Genomic DNA, 15,877 nt, shown 5'->3' on the forward strand with positions numbered 1-15,877 from the left:
AGTGCCCGGCCAACGGCAGCCGCACCGCGGGGTCCTCCTGGTGGCCGCGCGGGGCGAGCAGCGGCGGCTCCCGGGCTGGTGGAGACGATCGAGCGCCACCGGGGGAAGCCCGGTCTCCAGTACCTCGACCACCAGGGGGAGGTCGTCCCCTGGTAGAGGCACCCCCACCACAGGCGGGTCACAGCCGCCAGTACGTACCCGCGCTGGCATCGACGTGCACCACGTGCCGGCCGACCCGCACCACGTGGTGGTCCGGGCCGATCCACGAACCGCCGGCCCCGTCGGCGCCGGGCAGTGGGGTCCAGATCTCCAGGAAAGTGCTGCCGTCCGGGTTGGTGCCCCGCTCGACGAGGTCCGCACCCTCCCACCGGAAGGTGCCCGCGTCCTCGCCGGGCTCGCCCGTGAGGTGGTGGAAGTGCACCTGGGAGCCGTCGAAGGACGTCGTACCGGCGAAGCCCCGGCTGTCGGCGTAGTACGGCCCGGCCTGCAGCCACACCACCTCGCGGTCTTCGAGAAGGGGTCCGCCGTTCCGGCTGATCCCGCGCCGCAGCCACGCGCCGTGGCCGGGAACCGGGACACCGGGACCGCCCGGGAAGCGGCCCGCACCCGGCTCAGGCACGGTCATCGACGGCCGGGTCGTCCACGGCCAGGAGGGTGAGCGGTACGTTGCCGCGCACCGCCTGGGAGTAGGGGCAGACCGCGTCCGCCCGGTGCAGCAGGGGCTGGAGGTCCGCTGCCCGCCACCCCGGGAGGCTGACCGTGAGGGTCACGGCGAGGCCGTAGCCCGCAGGCGTGTCCGTGGTGCCGAGCTGCACTTCACAGGCCACGCGCGCGGCCGAGGCATCCGCCCCGAACTCGGCGGCGACCTCCGCGAGCGCAGAGGTGAAGCAGGCGGCGAAACCCGCAGCGAACAGCTGCTCGGGGTTGGTGGTGCCCGGCACCTTCTTGCGCGGCGGGGCGAGACGGACCTCCAGCCGCCCGTCGTCCGTGCGGACGGATCCGGTACGGCCCCCGGCGGCATGCGCGGTGGTCCGGTACAGGCTGCGGGTGAGTGGCACGGTCATGGGTTCGGCCCATCTTGCTCGACGAGGACGCTGCCCGGGTGCGGACAGCGGCGGCGCTGCTCGTGCAGCACCTGCGCGTCGTCGTGCGTAACCGGGTACGGCGCATCTCGTCCGGGGCCGGGATCCGGCCGCCGGACAATCTAGCAACGGGGCACGGCCGGCCGGGACCGGACCGGCGGTGACCTTCCTCACCCGCCGTCGGCCGCGCCGCGGTCAGGGGCCACGGGCCGGTGCCGGCTGCGGTACGCCCCGGGAGCCATGCCCTCCCACCGGGTGAAGGCACGGACCAGGGCCGTGGCGCCGCTCAGGCCGACGAGGGGGGCGACCCGGTCCAACGGCAGGGCCGTGGTCTCCAGCAGCCGCCTGGCCCGGCTGTGACGGGCGGTGTCGAGGAGCGCCCGCCACGACGTGCCCTCCGCGTGCAGGGCCCTGCGCAGGCTGCGGACGCCGAGGTTGAGTTCCGCGGCAGGGCCCTCCGGGCCCGCGTCCGCGAGGGCGGCGCTTTCCAGCCACTGCCGCACGCGCCCGGTGACGGTTGCGGCCTCGGACAGCTGGTGCAGGAGCCGGTCGGCGTAGGCCCGGTGCAGGGCGTTGAGCGTCGGATCGTGGAGGGGGCGGCGCCTGTCGAGGTCTTCGTTGGCGACCGTGATCGCGTTCTCCGGGGCGTCGAAGCCGACGGGACAGCCGAGGACGCGGGCGTACGGTTCTGCCGAGCCCGCACGGGGATGGGCGAACGACACGGCCAGGGGCGCCCAGTCGTCGCCGGCGATCCAGCGGGCGGCCCGCACCATGCTGCTGATGACCGCCTCCACCTGCTGGGGGTGCATGGCCGCCGGGTCGACGGTCGGCCGGTAGCAGACCCGGCTGACGCCGCTGCTGCGGTGCAGGGTCACCGTGCCCGCCTGGCTCACCAGGGGGTGGTAGCGCTCGGCCGCCCGCGCGGCGTCCGAGAGGCTGGCGCAGGTGAGCACGAGGTGGCCCAGGACGTGCAGACCCTCCGGCCGGATGCGGTCGCCCACGAGGAGCCCGGTGTGCGGTCCGGCGTCCCGGGAGCCGAGCACTGTCTCCCACAGGGCGCGCATCTCGCCGAACTCCAGCCGGTCGGTAGGGGAGGTCCAGGAACCGGAGCCGCCGACGCCCTCCGTCGTGGCGCTCAGGACGGCGAGGGCGTAGTACGCGGTGACGGTGGGCGGCTCGATGGCGGACACGGCCGCCAGTCAATGCGGGTGCACCCCCCTCGTCAACACCGTCACGCGCCGGCGGGCGCCCGGAGGGCCGGTCCGGGGAGTCAACGGATTGGCCGCGGGAGTGAATGACGGACCGTTGGGCGGCTGCTTAAGGTCGGCCGTCGGACACCGAGGGGGCCGGGGACCGGAGGACCGGGGGATCCAGGGGCCGGGGACCGGGGGACCGGGGCCCGCGGAGCGCGGGGGAGGCCTCCTGCCCCTGTCGCTGTCCCGATGGCCCGCTGCCCCGATCAGCACCGCTCAGAGGAGTACGCCGTGATTCTCTTCCTGCTCCCCGCAGGCGACTACGACCCGACCGAGGCGGCGGTGCCCTGGGCCGCACTGCGGGACGCCGGCTTCGAGGTGCGGTTCGCCACCCCCGGCGGGAAGGTCGCGCTCGCCGACCGCCGGCTCACGGACCTCGGCTTCTCCTGGCTGTCTCCCTGGCTGATGACCCGCCGCGCCGAGCTCGCCGCCTACCGCCGCCTCACCGAGGACCCCTGGTTCCTCGCCCCCTCCTCGTACGCGGACGTCGACCCGGCCGAGGTCACCGGCCTCTTCGTACCCGGCGGCCATGCCGCGGGCATGCGGACGCTGCTTGAGGACGCCACCGCCCAGCGGCTGTTCGCCCGGGTCTTCATCCGCGGGCTGCCGGTGGGGGCCGTCTGCCACGGCGTGCTGCTCGCCGCCCGCGCCAAGGACCCCGCCACGGGGCGCTCGGTCCTGCACGGGCGGCGGACGACGGCTCTGACGTCCCTGCTGGAGCTGACCGGATGGAACCTCACCCGCCTCTGGCTGGGGCGCTACTACCGTACGTACCGCACCACCGTGCAGGCGGAGGTCACCGCGGCCCTCGCCGATCCGAGCCACTTCCTCACCGGCCCGCCGCTGCCGATCCGCGACTCCGCCGCCCGTCCCGGCCGCGGCTTCACCGTCAGGGACGGCAACTACGTCTCCGCACGGTGGCCCGGCGACTGCCACCGCCTGGCGGCGGAGTACGTGGCCCTGGTCCGCGCCCACGAGACGGGAGCGGTGCACCGGACGGGGTGAGCCCGGCCGGTCCGCGGTGCGGATACGGGGCTGTGGTGGCGGCACTTGACGAACGGCGCGTGCCGCCTCACGCGACAGCCCGGCATCCGACCGGCGTATCACCAGGCATGCCGGCCGCGGCGGTGGGTACGACCCCTCCAGTGCGGGCCGTCGTGGCAGCGGCCCGAAGAACGAGAGTGTGGGAAGTGATTCGAAAACTGCAGGCAGTTGCGCTGGACTGCGCCGATCCGGTACGGCTCGCGGAGTTCTACGCGGCTCTGCTCGGCGGCCGCGTGGTCGCGGACCCGGACGATCCCGACTGGGTCGAAGTGCACGGGTTCGAGGGGACCCCGCTGGCCTGCCAGCGCGTGGACGGCTACCAGCCGCCCCAATGGCCCGGCAAAGAGCGCCCCCAGCAGCTCCACCTCGACTTCGACGTCGACGACCTCGACGGGGAGGAGAGCCGGGCGCTGTCCCTCGGCGCGACCGTGCTGGAGCGGACGGACCAGCTCCGCCCGGACGCCAACTGGCGGGTGTACGCGGACCCCGCCGGCCATCCTTTCTGCCTCTGCGTCCACTGAGTCACCATGCGGAGGGGTTCCCCGTACCGGGCTCCCGCGGCCCGGTGCGGCGGTACTGGACGACATCGCCGCCAACGGCTACCCGGCGCCGGAGACCGGCATGCTGTGGGAGACCGCCCGCGACGCCCACCTCGCCCGGCTGGCGGACGAGCGGGCCAGTGTGACTATGCAGACGAGATCGGCAACCACACCTGGGGATGGGAGCTCGACCCCACGTTCTGGATCGGAGCTCGCCCCCACGTTCTGACGGCTGGGGTACGGCAGGACGCCACGCGACCTCGACGCGCCGTCTTGCCGTACCCGCCGCCCGCGCCGCGTCGTCAGGCCGGCTGGTCCGGGGCGGAGGCGGTGATCACGGAGAAGGCGCCGCCCTGTGGGTCGGCGAGCACGGCCATGCGGCCGGCCGCCATGTCGAAGGCCGGGGCGAGGACGGTGCCGCCGGCGCGGACGGCGGCCGCCTGGAGGTCGTCGACGTCGTCCGCGTGGAAGTACGGCTGCCAGTGCGGGGGCACGCCCGGCGGCAGCTTGCTCAGGTCCATCATTCCGCCCACCGCGCGGTCGTCGACCTTGAACTCGATGTAGCCCTCGGCGCCGGGCATGTGGGAGCGGGCCGTGGTGACGGGCAGGATGGCGGAGTAGAACGCGGCCGCCGCCGGGAGGTCGCCGGTGGTCAGCTCGTTCCAGATCAGTGCGCCGTGCTCGTTGACGATGCCCGCGCCGTCGAAGGTGCCGGGCTGCCACAGGCCGACGACGGCACCGGTCGGGTCGGCGATCACGGCCATCCGGCCGAGGTCCATGACGTCCATCGGGCCCATCATGACCGTGCCGTGCGCGTCGGTGACGGCCTTGATCGTGGAGTCCAGGCTGTCCGTGGACAGGTAGGTGGTCCACGCCGTCGGTGGCAGCGGGTCGGGGACCGTTCCGTCCGGGTTCATCGCCTTCATGATTCCCGCGACGGGCTTGCCCTTGAGCGTGCAGACGGCGTACCCGCCCTGCTCGGCGGGGCCGATCTCGCCCTGCCAGCCGAAGAGGTCGCAGTAGAAGTCGATGGCCGCCTGCTGGTCGGGGACCATCAGGTCGACCCAGCACGGGGTGCCGGGCTTGTAGGGGCCGTTCATGTCGGGCACGGATGCCTCCGGGATACCGCTCGGGGGAAGGACGGGGCGTCCCCTACCCGCGCCACACGCCCGGAATCGGGCCGAGCGGGTGAGTTCCGCGTGGGGGCAGGAGGCCGGCAGAACACCGCTGCGCCCGACCTCGGGGCGCATCACCGGCCGCTGCGACGTGGGCTTCGAGGACGACTCCCACCCGGGGCGGCGCAGCGCAAAACCCTTCGACACCACACCGACCGGCTGGCAGGCTGCGTTCATGACCTACGGAATCGAGTCCCACTTCACCCGGTGAGCGCCCAGGAAGAGCGCAACGCGCTCACTCCGCCGCCTGCTCTGTACGACCACGCCCTGCGCCTGCTGCGCGAGTCCCCTGACGGAGTCCCGCCCCATCGCGGTTACTCACTACGCCCGCGCCGGAAAACCGCAGCGGGCGAGGACCCGCTCCCTTGGGAAGAGGCGCAAAGCGCCATCCGGGAAGCACTCAGCCCGCTCCCGGACGACGCTGCCACCCTGCACCGCCGCTTCGAACAAGTCGGCTTGCACGGCCGCCACGCGCGTTTGGTCCAGTCCGCCGTCACCGGACTGTCCCTGCCGGCCGAGCAGTGGGGCGCGGCCCGCGCCCTGGGACGGCAACTGATCCGGACCGGTACGACCGTGCCCGCCGTCACCGCCGGCCTGGCCCTGCTGATCCGCCTCGGAGAGCCCGAGGACGTCCCCGCTCTCTCCGTGCTGGGCCAGTTCCGGGAGTTCGCCGGCCCAGCGGTCAACGCGCTCGACATCCTCGATCCGCGAGCTGCCGCCGTCCTCTGGCTCGCGCTCCATGCGGGCCGCGGCGAACTTCAGCCCCTCGCCCATGCCCTGTGGACGGGCAACCGGCAGGCTGTGCGCTCGGAGCTCATCGCCTTCCCCACCTCGCCCCGCTTCCTCGACAGCGCGACGGCCCGCCGGATCGCGGAGGCTCCCCGGCTGCCCGATCTGCTGGACCAAGCCCCCTCCGACACCGACCTGCTCGCTCGCGCGGGAAGGCTGCTCGTCCGGATGGGGTGCTCACCCGACGATCCGACCGACCTCCTCGACTACCGCGACGCGCCCCGCCTCTACGAAACCGTCGTCACGCGCTCCGGCCTGCTGCCGGCCACCCTCGGCAACGCCGCGTTGCTGCTGTCGCTCGCCCTGGACCTGAGCAGCGGCACCGCCGTCCTGCTGGACTGGCCGCCGGGACGGCGCGAGGCACTGCTGGACTCGCTGGGGCAGCTGCTGGCCGAACCCCGATGGGCGCGAGCCGGTGCCACCGCGAGCGAGGCGGATGAGCGGCGACGGGCCGACTGGATCCGCCGCACCGGACGACAGCCCTTCGAACGCCCGGGGACGCCCGGCAGGTTCCGCGTCGAGGTGGTGGCCGGCGACCCCGCCGACCGGGAACCCGTCGAGGCACGCGTACTCATCGACGGCCGCCCCGTGGTCCCGGCAGTGTTCGGTCGCGGGCGCACCAACAGCCCCGAGTACCTGCTGGACGAGGGTCGGCTGCGGGCCGGGGCGGAGCCGCGCGAGGTGCAGCTCGCGGAGGCCTACTGCACCGAGGGGTGCTGCGGCGCGCTCTACGTCACCATCCGGCGGGAGGCGGACCAGGTGGTGTGGGAGAACTGGCGGCGGTCCATGTCGGGCTCCCGAGACGCCGCCGCCGAGCTCCCCGCCCACCGGTTCGAGGCCTCCGCCTATGACCGTGAGGTCGCCAGGGCGGAGACAGACGGCTCCTGGTCCTGGCGCGCTCGCACCGTCGCCCGCCTGATCAAGGCCGGGCTGACCGGGGAACCGGATCTCCTGGGCCGATGGGACGCAAGCCGGGGCTGGACCACGACGGACTTCGACGACCCCGACACCGCCTTGGTGGTCTTCTCGTACCTGCCAGGGCCGGCGTCCGGCAAACCGGAACGGGCCGACAGCCCCCTCCAGTTCCGCTGGGACATCCCCGACGACGGCACCCCGCCCGAGGCACAGGCCGCCGCCGCCTTGCGCCGGCTGGCCGAAGAGGACCCGAAGACCTACGCACGGGTATGCGGCGGCAGCCGCGAGCGCGCGGAGGAACTCGGCTTCCCCTGGCCGGACGGCACCTGACCGACCGGCCTCGTCTCACTTCGTGTTCCGTTGAGGAGCGCCAGGCCCGTGGGCAACCGCTTCAGAGGCTGGTGAGGGCCTGGGGCGACAGTGTCTTGATCATGGTGTTGGTCCAGCGCATCTGGCGCAGGGTCTGCGGGTGGCACGCGGTGGCCAGCGCCACGAGCCGCTCGTCTCTGGCTGCCTGGGCCGCCTGCGCGAGCATCTCCCAGTACAGCGAGTTCCCGGCGGCCGCCAAGTGCAGCGAGCGCAGGTCGCGCAGGAGCAGCAGGGCGGGCTCGGGCCGGTGGCCGAGCATCTCGGCGGTCTTCTCCCGTACGGCGGCGAGCAGTCCCTCGCCCGGCCGTTCGCCCTCGTCGGCCCGCAGGTCGAGCCCGTGCTGACGGGCAGCCTCCGCGATGCGGTCCACGTGTTCGTCGGACCAGCGGGCGAGATCGGTGGCGACGTGGTGGATCTCGTGTTCGGTGCGGTGGCGGTCCGCCACCGCGACGAGCTCCTTGGCCAGATGGCCCTCGCCGTGGTGGAGCGCGCGCAGGATGAGGGTGAAGCCGCTCATGGGCGTTCCTCCGTGGTCCGGGCCCGTGGTCCACCCGTAGTGGCAGGGATGCCGTCCGGTGCGGACGGTGCGGACGCCGTGGTGGTCGGAGCGGGGGCCGGGGTGCCGTCGCCGCCGGCGACGCGCTCGATCCGGGCGGCGGCCGTCTTGTACAGGGGCTGCTTGGACACCGGGTCCCAGTCCGTGACCGTCGTCTCGTTCGCGGCGCGGGCTTCGGCTTCCGAGGCGGGGCGATGGCCTCCCGGGGTGTCCCAGTAGCCGTAGTGGAAGGGTACGAAGACGAGTCCGTCGCGGATCCCGGTGATCCGTACACGGGCTTGCAACGTCCCCCGCGCGGTGGTGATCCGGGCCAGGTCGCCCTCCTGGATGTCCCGCGCGGCTGCCTCGGCCGGGCTCAGCTCGGCCCACACGTCGGGAGCCGCCGCATCGAGTTGCGGAGCCCGCCCCGTTTTCGTCCGCGTGTGGAAGTGGTAGAGCGTGCGGCCGGTGGTCAGCTGGAGGGGGTATTCCTCGCTGCTGTCCTCGTGCGGAGGGAGGTATTCGGCGGCTTTGACGACGGCCTTGCCGTCGGGGTTGAGGGACCGGTATTCCACTGCTTCGACGGAGGCTCCGGTGACCAGGTCCTTGCCGTAGCTCTCGCAGACGTCCGGATGCGCCCAGCTGATGCCCTCGGTGTAGAGGCGCTCGGTGCCCTCGGGGGCGTCCTCGGTGCAGGGCCACTGGATGCCGCTGCCGCCGCGCAGCTTGTCGTACGTCAGGCCCGTGTAGTCGCAGGGGCGCCCGGCACTGCAGCGCTTCCACGCCTCGAAGGCCTGCTCCGGGGTGTGCCAGCTGACCAGCGGCCCGCCGTCGCGGTTGCGGAAGTCCATGCGCCGTGCGTAGTCCAGGAAGACGTCCAGGTCGGAGCGTGCCGACCCGGGAGGGTCGACGGCCTTCTCCGACAGGTGCACCGTGCGGTCGGCGTTGGTGAACGTACCCGTCTTCTCGCCCCAGGTCGCCGCGGGCAGGACCACGTCGGCCAGCTGCGCGGTCTCGGTGAGGAAGATGTCCTGCACGACGGTGAACAGCCGCTCCTGGCCCAAGATGGCGCGGATGCGGGACAGTTCCGGCAGGGAGACGGCCGGATTGGTGCCGCTGACCCACAGCATCCGCACGGAACCCTGTTCGGCGTAGCGGAAGATCTGCATCGCCGGGGTCGGCGGGGCGTAGTGGGGGATCGCCGACGGCTCGACGTTCCAGACCCGGGCCAGATCGGCGACGTGCTGGTCGTTCTGCCAGTTCCGGAAACCCGGCAGGTCACCGTTGGCGCCGGTCTCGCGGGTGTTCTGGGCGGTGGGCTGGCCGTTCATCTGCAGGACTCCGCAGCCGGGCCGCCCCAGCATCCCGCGGATGAGGTGCAGGTTGTTGACCTGGACGGCGGCCGCCGTCGCCTGATGCGACTGGTAGAACCCTTGCAGCACCGTGGACAGCAGCCGTTCCGCCCCGCCCAGCAGCTCAGCGGCCTCGGTGATGGCCGACGCGGGCACGTCGCAGATGGCCGAGGCCCATGCAGGAGTGCACTCCGCGACCTGCCTGCTCAGCTCATCGAAGCCGACCGTGTGCGACTCCACGAAGCCGCTGTCGACCCGGTCGCGACGGATGACCTCGTGCAACAGCGCGTTGAGCAGTGCGACGTTGGTTCCCACGCGTGGTGCCAGGTGCACATCGGCACGCCGGGCCACCACGGTGGGGCGGGGGTCCACGCACACCAGCCGCGGCGGGTCCTCCCCTTCCAGCCGGTCCAGCACCCGCATCCACAGCACCGGCTGAGTCTCGGCCATGTTGTGTCCGAAGAGCGCGATCGTGTCCGCGTGGTCGACGTCCGTGTACGAGCCGGGCTGGCCGTCGCAGCCGAACGACTCCTTCAGGGCCTCCGCCGCAGTGGAGGTGCACAGGCGGGTGTTGCCGTCGAGATGGTTGGTGCCGATCCCGGCGCGGGCCAGGACGGCGAGGGTGTAGTACTCCTCCAGGAACAGCTGTCCGGTGGTGTAGAAGCCGATGGCCCCGGGGCCGTGCGCGCTGAGCAGCTCGCGGGAACGGTCCACGATCCGGTTCATGGCCGTGTCCCAGTCGCACTCGACCAGGCGGCCGCCCTCGCGGACCAGCGGGCTGCGCAGCCGGTCGGTGGCATGGTTGGCCTGCCAGCCGAACAGGTCCTTCGGACCGAGGCGGCCACGGTTCACCCGGTCCTCGGCCCGCCCGCGGACCCCGACGATCCGGCCCGCCCTGACCGCGATGTCCATCGCGTCGCCGTTCGAGTGGAGCACCGAAGCCGACTGCACCCACCGTTCGACCTCGTCCGGCGTGGTGCCCTCGGCCAGATACGTGTCCACGCGGGCCGGCCAGGTGCCGCCTGGCCCGTAGGCGGTCCGGCCGCCCCAGGGCTGCGCGATCCGGTCCACGGACGACTCCATCGGCCACCTCCGCCTTTCGGCTGCTCAGCGAGCCACGTGTACCCCCGCAGCGGCCGGGGATGCACCCGCAGGACGCTGTTCAACGATCGGGTGTACGGCGTGCGCCTTGCTGGGCTAGTGGACGGACGTGCCGGACCGCCTGCGGGCGGCACGGCGCTTTCCCGCCCACCACAGCGCGGTGGGCGGGAAGCGCCCCGCCTCAGCAGGGCCGCGCGCAGCAGGCCCAGGTTCGCCGATCGGCCAGTGGTGTCGTCTTACGGGGCGTGGCAGTTGCCGCCGCGGACCATGTCGAGGTGCATGACGACGATGGGGCGCGCCTTCTTGGCCGCGTTGGTGAGGGCCGTGTTGGTGCCCGAGCGGATCTGCGTGTCTATCAGAGCCAGGGTCTTGGTGTGGGCGGTTGCCTGGGCGGCGAGCCACGCCGAGTCGTATCCGGCCGTGCCGGCCTTCTTCTGGAGGTCCTTCAGCTCCTGCTGCTGCGCGGCGGTGGGAGCGGTGGGCAGCGTCATCTTGGCTTTCGCGGCGACGGCTTTCACGTCCGCGTCGAGCTTTTGGTGATCGGAGACCAGCTTCGCGCCCACGTCCTTGACACACGAGGTCATGGCGTTCTTCTGGGCGTCCTGGCCTGCGGCGATCTCCGCCAGGTTGCCTTGGTGGACGGTGCTCGCGAACGAGGTGTCCTGGTCACCGGCGGGTACGGCGGCCAGCGCCGCGGGTGCGTACATCCCGGTTACCGCCGTTGCGGCGGCTGCCACAGCCAGCAGTCGCTTGCGCATGGCGCTCATCTCCTCACACGGCCTGGGCTCGGAGAGCCACGGGTGCGACCGCGTTCTGACCGGCGCCTAACCCGGTTGCTGCCCGTCAAACGTCGACGTCACCGGGGCCCTGCCCCGCCGCTCTTCGCCCCGGCCGTTGGGGCAACGAGGGGTGGCCTGCCAGTCGGCGGTCGCCGGTTCACTCGGACGCGCGTGCCGTGCGGCGGGCGGTTCGGGGCATGGGGCGCTACAGATGAGGAGCGCGCAGCAGCCGGACCGAGGGGGCCGCGCGCTGCCCGCTTCATCACCACGACCAGGGGATGCGTATGGCCACTGTCACCGAGGAGCCGGTTGCTCCTGTTCCGACGCCCGGGAGAACCCTCGGACAGGTGGTGGTGTCCTGGGTCACGACGACCGACCACAAGAAGATCGGGCATCTCTACCTGATCGCGTCGTTCGTCTTCTTCCTCATCGGTGGGCTGCTGGCACTGCTGCTGCGGGCCGAGCTGGCCCGTCCGGGCATGCAGATCGTGTCGAGCGAGCAGTACAACCAGATCTTCACCCTGCACGGCACGGTGATGCTGCTGCTGTTTGCGACACCGACGTTCGCCGGGTTCGCCAACGCGGTCATGCCGTTGCAGATCGGCGCCCCGGACGTGGCCTTCCCCCGGCTGAACATGCTGTCGTTCTGGCTGTTCCTCTTCGGCGGCGTCATCGTGGTGGCGAGCCTGCTCACCACGCAGGGCACCGCCGACTTCGGCTGGACCGCATACACCCCGCTCAGCGGTGGCGAACGCACCCCCTACGTCGGCGGCGACATGTGGATTATGGGTCTGGCGTTCGCAGGATTCGGGACCATCCTCGGCGCGGTCAACTTCGTCACCACGATCATCTGCATGCGCTCGCCCGGCATGACGATGTTCCGGATGCCGATCTTCACCTGGAACATCCTGCTGACCTCGGTGCTGGTCCTGTTCGCGTTCCCCGTACTCGCGGCGGCGCTGCTGGCGCTGGAGGCGGACCGGAAGTTCGGCGCGCACGTCTTCGATCCGTCCAACGGCGGAGCACTCCTGTGGCAGCACCTGTTCTGGTTCTTCGGGCACCCGGAGGTCTACATCATCGCGCTGCCGTTCTTCGGCATCATCACCGAGGTCATTCCCGTCTTCTCCCGCAAACCCATCTTCGGTTACCTCGGCCTGATCGGTGCCACGATCTCCATCGCGGGCCTTTCGCTGACCGTGTGGGCCCACCACATGTTCGCCACGCAGGCGGTCCTGCTGCCCTTCTTCTCGTTCATGACGTTCCTGATCGCCGTCCCGACCGGGGTGAAGTTCTTCAACTGGATCGGGACCATGTGGAGGGGCTCGATCTCCTTCGAGACACCGATGCTGTGGTCCATCGGATTCCTGGTGACCTTCCTCTTCGGGGGTCTGACCGGCATCATCCTCGCCTCCCCGCCCATGGACTTCCACGTCACCGACACCTACTTCGTCGTCGCCCACTTCCACTACGTCGTCTTCGGAACCGTCGTCTTCGCCATGTTCGCCGGCTTCTACTTCTGGTGGCCGAAGATGACCGGCACGATGCTCGACGAACGCATCGGCAAGATCCACTTCTGGACCTTGTTCATCGGCTTCCACCTCACCTTCCTCGTGCAGCACTGGCTGGGCGCCGAGGGCATGCCGCGCCGGTACGCCGACTACCTCGCAGCCGACGGATTCACCGCCCTCAACACCCTCTCCTCCATCGGTGCCTTCCTCCTCGGCGCCTCCACCCTCCCGTTCTTGTACAACGTGTGGAAGACAGCCAAGTACGCCCCACGGGTCCACGTCGACGACCCGTGGGGGTACGGCCGCTCACTGGAGTGGGCCACCTCCTGCCCGCCACCGCGCCACAACTTCGTCACCCTGCCCCGGGTCCGCTCCGAATCCCCGGCCTTCGACCTCCACTTTCCCGAGATCGCAGCACTCGACTGGAGCGGCAACCCCAAGCGTGACGTCATCGACCAGGACAACGCCTCCGCGCCCCGCGGCTCCGAGCCGGGCTCGGGCCCCGACGTCACCCCGTAGCGGGGGCGAGCGCCGATGAGGAAACACTCACACGAGACGGCCGCCGGCCTGGCCCGGATCGAGGGATACCTCGTGAGCCAGGCCGCCCGGCAGGAAGCCGACCGGGAAGGGGAGGCGTTCGCCCGCGACTTGACCTGGCTGGGCTTCCAGGAGCAGCAGGAAATCGCCACCCGCTTCGCACAGCACCATCTGCGGCTGCGCAAGCAAGGACTGCGCGCCATCGTCGAGCGTGCCGAAGAACTCGAAACCGAATACAGCCGGCGCTACACCGCGCTGCGCACCCGTCTCGTCGGGCTCTGCGTCATGGTCTGCGCCCTCTGCTTCACCGCAGCCATCCTGCTCGCCGTGACCTGATCGGGCCCGTCAGCTGGTCGGCGGACTCTGACTGCCGGGAGTGCCGCCCACTTCCCGGGCGGCGTCGCGGCCGACCTCGCGCAGTCCCTCGGAGGTCTCCCGGCCGGCTGCCTGGGCTTCGTCCTTGGTCGTCGTCATGGCTTCCTGCGCCGTGGACTTGACCGACTCGACCGCCTCGGCGGTGGGCCCGCTCATCTCCTCCTTCACTTCTTGTGCCGCTTCCACGGCGGCCTGCTTGACAGGTTCGAGCAGTTGGCCGGAGTGCTGCTTCAGCTGCTGCCCTGCCCGTTCCTCCGCCTCGGTGGTGGGCAGCAGAGCCGCGGCGAGCATGCCTGCACCGAACGCCATGATTCCGGCGGCCAGCGGGCTGCCCTGCGTCTGACGTGCGACCTGGGCCGGCGCCTGCTGAATGGTTTCACCCATGCTTCCGACCGCTTCCTTCGCGGTATCCGCCATGCCGCCGACCGCCTGCCCGGTGCTGTCGGCGACGCTGTGCGCCGTGTCGTGTGCCGTGCCCATCACGCGCTCCTTCGCCCCGGTCATTCGATGCCGCACGGAGGCGGCCTTGCGGCGCGCCACCCTGCCCGGCGTCAGTTTGTCGGCCAGGAGGTCGACGTTGTGTGCCAGGTGAGCGCGCCGGTGTTCCACGTCGGCCCTCAGCTCGTGGGGTGTCGTGCCCATCGGGCATCCTCCTTCAGCGTTTCCACAGTCTGTTCCGGCTTGAGGTTGACCGTGCGCAGGCGCTTGCGCCCGGCGGCGTACAGAACGGCGCCGACCACGGCCCAAACGGCGGTGACGATCAGCGCGGCCCACGCCGGGTCCATGACGTTCGCCAGGGCGAAGATCACCGTAAGGCTGCCCAGGAGCAGGACCAGATGCCCGGCGTAACCGGAGCCGCCCAGCATGCCGAAGGCCTTGCCGGCCTTCGTCGACTCCTGTTTGATCTCTGCCTTCGCCAACTCGATCTCGTCCCGGACCAGCTGGGACAGGTCCGTGCCGATCTCGCCGATCAGGTCACCGATCGAGGGGTCTTGCGTCGCGCCCGGCGCGTGCCGAGACGCGCCGGGCGCCGGGGGTGCCGGGGGCACCGGGGGTGCGGGCCGGGCCGTGGGCCGCTCGTGTGAGGAAATGGCCACCATCAGCTCCCTTCACCCAGCCGGGGGTCGTGCGCCGACCCGGGCCGGGAAGGATCCGCCTGCGTGGGCGGGTAGGCGGGCGGCGCCGGTGTGACCGGCGGCGCGTGCGTCAGGTGCGGTGGCTGGGACTGCCCGTAGGTGTCGGCGGGGTCGGGGTAGCCCGGCGCGTCGAGACGGCCCCGCGTGGTGAGGGAGGCGTCTGCGGCGTGCGAGGCTTCGATCGGCGGGCGGCCCGCCGCCGGGGCGGACGTACGCCCAGCGGTGGAGTCCGAGGACGTCGCTCCGCTGACGCCCTTGCCCGCTCGGGCCACGGCGAAGCCGGCCAGTGCGGCACCGGCGAGGAACACTCCGGGCCGGCGGCGGGCGAAGTCCTGAAGATCACTGACCAGCCCGTCGGGCCCGCGCTTTTCCAGGTGCTCCGCGACCTGGTGACCGCCGTCGGCGATCTGGCGCACGAGTCCTGCAGCGGGGGAATCGGACGTGCTGTGGTCGCTCATTTCGCGAAGCTCACCGGCGAGCTTGCGTACGTTGTCCGCCAGGCGCCGGGTCTGGGTGTGGGCTTGGTCCTGGAGCTGGTTCCGCAGTTCACCGACGAGGTCCTTCGCTTGTACCGTCGCCTCGCCTACGACGTCCGACGCTTGTTCCTTGGCGGTCTGGGCCACGTCGGTGACCTTCTCCCCGACCAGGGCCGCTCCTTCGCCTGCCTTGTCCTGGGCGGTGTGCGCCATGCCCGTCGACGTCGTGTCCTGCCGGCGGTCGAAATCCTGGATGTCACTCAAGGCTCCTCCTGGTCATGCGCAGCGATGAGTCGGTTGCTCAAGCGGCGCGTACCCCGCTGACCGCACCCCATCCACGGCGGGGCGAGTTTCTGCCGGAGCCTGCGGCCGGGGAGCAGCGGGGACGGCCGCGGCCTCTCCCTCATGCGCCACTGGGCGGGCTCGACGGCCCGCCCGCCCGTCAGGAGGGCCTGGGGCGGTCGGGGGTGAAGGTGGCGGTGATGGTCTTGCCGCCGGGGTGGAAGCGGACGTCGGTGGTGTCGGCGAGCTGGTTGACCAGTCGCCATCCGAAGCTCCCGGGCTCCTCCGGGTTCCAGGGCCGGCTCTGCGGCGGAAGGGGTGAGCGGTCGGAGACCTCGACGGTGACGGCTCCGGGCCGGACCGCGACTTCGAAGCCGGTGACACCGCCGGCGTGGCGGTGGGCGTTGGAGACCAGTTCGCTCACCACGGTCAGTACGTCTTCGACCCATTCCTGCGGTGCTTCCAGCCCGGCCAGCACGTCACGGGCCATGGCCCGGGCGTCCGCGCAGCTGACGTCCGGGGAGGCCGCCGTCGATGGGCCCGGATGGATTCGGGACGAACCGGTCCACTCTTCCATACAGTGCGCTTTCCCCCGCTTCCGTCCGGTAAGCGGCGGCCCTGCTGCCGCCC

17 protein-coding genes and 1 riboswitch are annotated in these 15,877 nt (G+C 71.6%); of the genes, 6 read left to right on the top strand and 11 right to left on the bottom strand.

Annotated elements, in window-relative coordinates:
- Window positions 1-178 precede the first annotated feature (178 nt).
- The 3 genes from ABZ128_RS13255 to ABZ128_RS13265 form a co-directional block, all read right to left on the bottom strand.
- Entirely contained in the window at window positions 179-625 is a 447-nt protein-coding gene (locus tag ABZ128_RS13255) for a hypothetical protein (RefSeq protein ID WP_356848159.1), read from the bottom strand.
- Complete coding sequence (locus tag ABZ128_RS13260; RefSeq protein WP_356848160.1) at window positions 612-1,064, bottom strand: Ohr family peroxiredoxin; 453 nt, start codon at window positions 1,062-1,064, stop codon at window positions 612-614. Before ABZ128_RS13260 ends, ABZ128_RS13255 begins: the two co-directional genes overlap by 14 nt.
- A 72-nt stretch (window positions 1,065-1,136) precedes the next feature.
- A riboswitch (guanidine-III (ykkC-III) riboswitch) is annotated at window positions 1,137-1,199 on the bottom strand.
- Window positions 1,200-1,252: 53 nt separating this feature from the next.
- On the bottom strand, window positions 1,253-2,272 hold the full coding sequence (locus tag ABZ128_RS13265; RefSeq protein WP_356848162.1) for an AraC family transcriptional regulator: 1,020 nt from the start codon (window positions 2,270-2,272) through the stop codon (window positions 1,253-1,255).
- 294 nt (window positions 2,273-2,566) lie between these two features.
- Between ABZ128_RS13265 and ABZ128_RS13270 the strand changes: the two genes are divergently transcribed.
- Window positions 2,567-3,340 (top strand): type 1 glutamine amidotransferase domain-containing protein, encoded by a 774-nt coding sequence (locus ABZ128_RS13270; protein ID WP_356848163.1) that lies wholly within the window; start codon window positions 2,567-2,569, stop codon window positions 3,338-3,340.
- Window positions 3,341-3,525: 185 nt separating this feature from the next.
- Window positions 3,526-3,900 (top strand): VOC family protein, encoded by a 375-nt coding sequence (locus ABZ128_RS13275; protein WP_356848164.1) that lies wholly within the window; start codon window positions 3,526-3,528, stop codon window positions 3,898-3,900.
- A 320-nt stretch (window positions 3,901-4,220) separates the two neighbouring features.
- Here ABZ128_RS13275 and ABZ128_RS13280 read toward each other — a convergent pair whose 3' ends face one another.
- The gene (locus ABZ128_RS13280) at window positions 4,221-5,018 is read right to left on the bottom strand and encodes a VOC family protein (RefSeq protein WP_356848252.1); all 798 of its coding nucleotides are present in this window, start codon (window positions 5,016-5,018) and stop codon (window positions 4,221-4,223) included.
- An 88-nt stretch (window positions 5,019-5,106) separates the two neighbouring features.
- Here ABZ128_RS13280 and ABZ128_RS13285 point away from each other — a divergent pair, with 88 nt between their 5' ends.
- Window positions 5,107-5,304 carry a hypothetical protein gene (locus ABZ128_RS13285; protein ID WP_356848166.1) on the top strand — a complete coding sequence of 66 codons (198 nt, stop codon included), beginning with the start codon at window positions 5,107-5,109 and terminating at the stop codon, window positions 5,302-5,304.
- A gap of 245 nt (window positions 5,305-5,549) precedes the next feature.
- Window positions 5,550-7,127 (top strand): hypothetical protein, encoded by a 1,578-nt coding sequence (locus ABZ128_RS13290; RefSeq protein ID WP_356848167.1) that lies wholly within the window; start codon window positions 5,550-5,552, stop codon window positions 7,125-7,127.
- A 61-nt stretch (window positions 7,128-7,188) separates the two neighbouring features.
- Here the strand turns inward: ABZ128_RS13290 and ABZ128_RS13295 are convergent, their stop codons facing one another.
- The 3 genes from ABZ128_RS13295 to ABZ128_RS13305 all read right to left on the bottom strand — a co-directional run bounded on the left by ABZ128_RS13295 (window position 7,189) and on the right by ABZ128_RS13305 (window position 10,912).
- Window positions 7,189-7,683 carry a hypothetical protein gene (locus tag ABZ128_RS13295; protein WP_356848168.1) on the bottom strand — a complete coding sequence of 165 codons (495 nt, stop codon included), beginning with the start codon at window positions 7,681-7,683 and terminating at the stop codon, window positions 7,189-7,191.
- Window positions 7,680-10,136, bottom strand: a complete 2,457-nt coding sequence (locus ABZ128_RS13300) for a nitrate reductase (protein ID WP_356848170.1) — start codon at window positions 10,134-10,136, stop codon at window positions 7,680-7,682. The genes ABZ128_RS13295 and ABZ128_RS13300 overlap by 4 nt, the downstream gene beginning before the upstream one ends.
- Before the next feature lie 254 nt (window positions 10,137-10,390).
- Complete coding sequence (locus tag ABZ128_RS13305) at window positions 10,391-10,912, bottom strand: DUF4142 domain-containing protein (protein ID WP_356848172.1); 522 nt, start codon at window positions 10,910-10,912, stop codon at window positions 10,391-10,393.
- A gap of 305 nt (window positions 10,913-11,217) precedes the next feature.
- On the opposite strand from ABZ128_RS13305, the gene ctaD reads away from it, so the two are divergent.
- Both ctaD and ABZ128_RS13315 read left to right on the top strand, forming a co-directional pair.
- Window positions 11,218-12,960 carry a cytochrome c oxidase subunit I gene (gene ctaD / locus ABZ128_RS13310; RefSeq protein WP_356848173.1) on the top strand — a complete coding sequence of 581 codons (1,743 nt, stop codon included), beginning with the start codon at window positions 11,218-11,220 and terminating at the stop codon, window positions 12,958-12,960.
- Between the two features lie 15 nt (window positions 12,961-12,975).
- Window positions 12,976-13,314 carry a hypothetical protein gene (locus ABZ128_RS13315; protein ID WP_356848174.1) on the top strand — a complete coding sequence of 113 codons (339 nt, stop codon included), beginning with the start codon at window positions 12,976-12,978 and terminating at the stop codon, window positions 13,312-13,314.
- Window positions 13,315-13,323: 9 nt separating this feature from the next.
- Here the strand turns inward: ABZ128_RS13315 and ABZ128_RS13320 are convergent, their stop codons facing one another.
- The 4 genes from ABZ128_RS13320 to ABZ128_RS13335 all read right to left on the bottom strand — a co-directional run bounded on the left by ABZ128_RS13320 (window position 13,324) and on the right by ABZ128_RS13335 (window position 15,824).
- A complete protein-coding gene (locus ABZ128_RS13320) occupies window positions 13,324-13,995 on the bottom strand; it encodes a DUF3618 domain-containing protein (RefSeq protein WP_356848175.1) in 672 nt (223 codons plus the stop codon).
- The gene (locus ABZ128_RS13325; RefSeq protein WP_356848176.1) at window positions 13,971-14,450 is read right to left on the bottom strand and encodes a phage holin family protein; all 480 of its coding nucleotides are present in this window, start codon (window positions 14,448-14,450) and stop codon (window positions 13,971-13,973) included. The genes ABZ128_RS13320 and ABZ128_RS13325 overlap by 25 nt, the downstream gene beginning before the upstream one ends.
- A gap of 2 nt (window positions 14,451-14,452) precedes the next feature.
- Window positions 14,453-15,229 (bottom strand): hypothetical protein, encoded by a 777-nt coding sequence (locus ABZ128_RS13330; protein ID WP_356848177.1) that lies wholly within the window; start codon window positions 15,227-15,229, stop codon window positions 14,453-14,455.
- A 178-nt stretch (window positions 15,230-15,407) separates the two neighbouring features.
- The gene (locus tag ABZ128_RS13335) at window positions 15,408-15,824 is read right to left on the bottom strand and encodes an ATP-binding protein (protein WP_356848178.1); all 417 of its coding nucleotides are present in this window, start codon (window positions 15,822-15,824) and stop codon (window positions 15,408-15,410) included.
- Window positions 15,825-15,877: the final 53 nt, after the last annotated feature.

The organism is Streptomyces sp. NPDC006326, assembly GCF_040612915.1.
GTDB lineage: Bacteria > Actinomycetota > Actinomycetes > Streptomycetales > Streptomycetaceae > Streptomyces.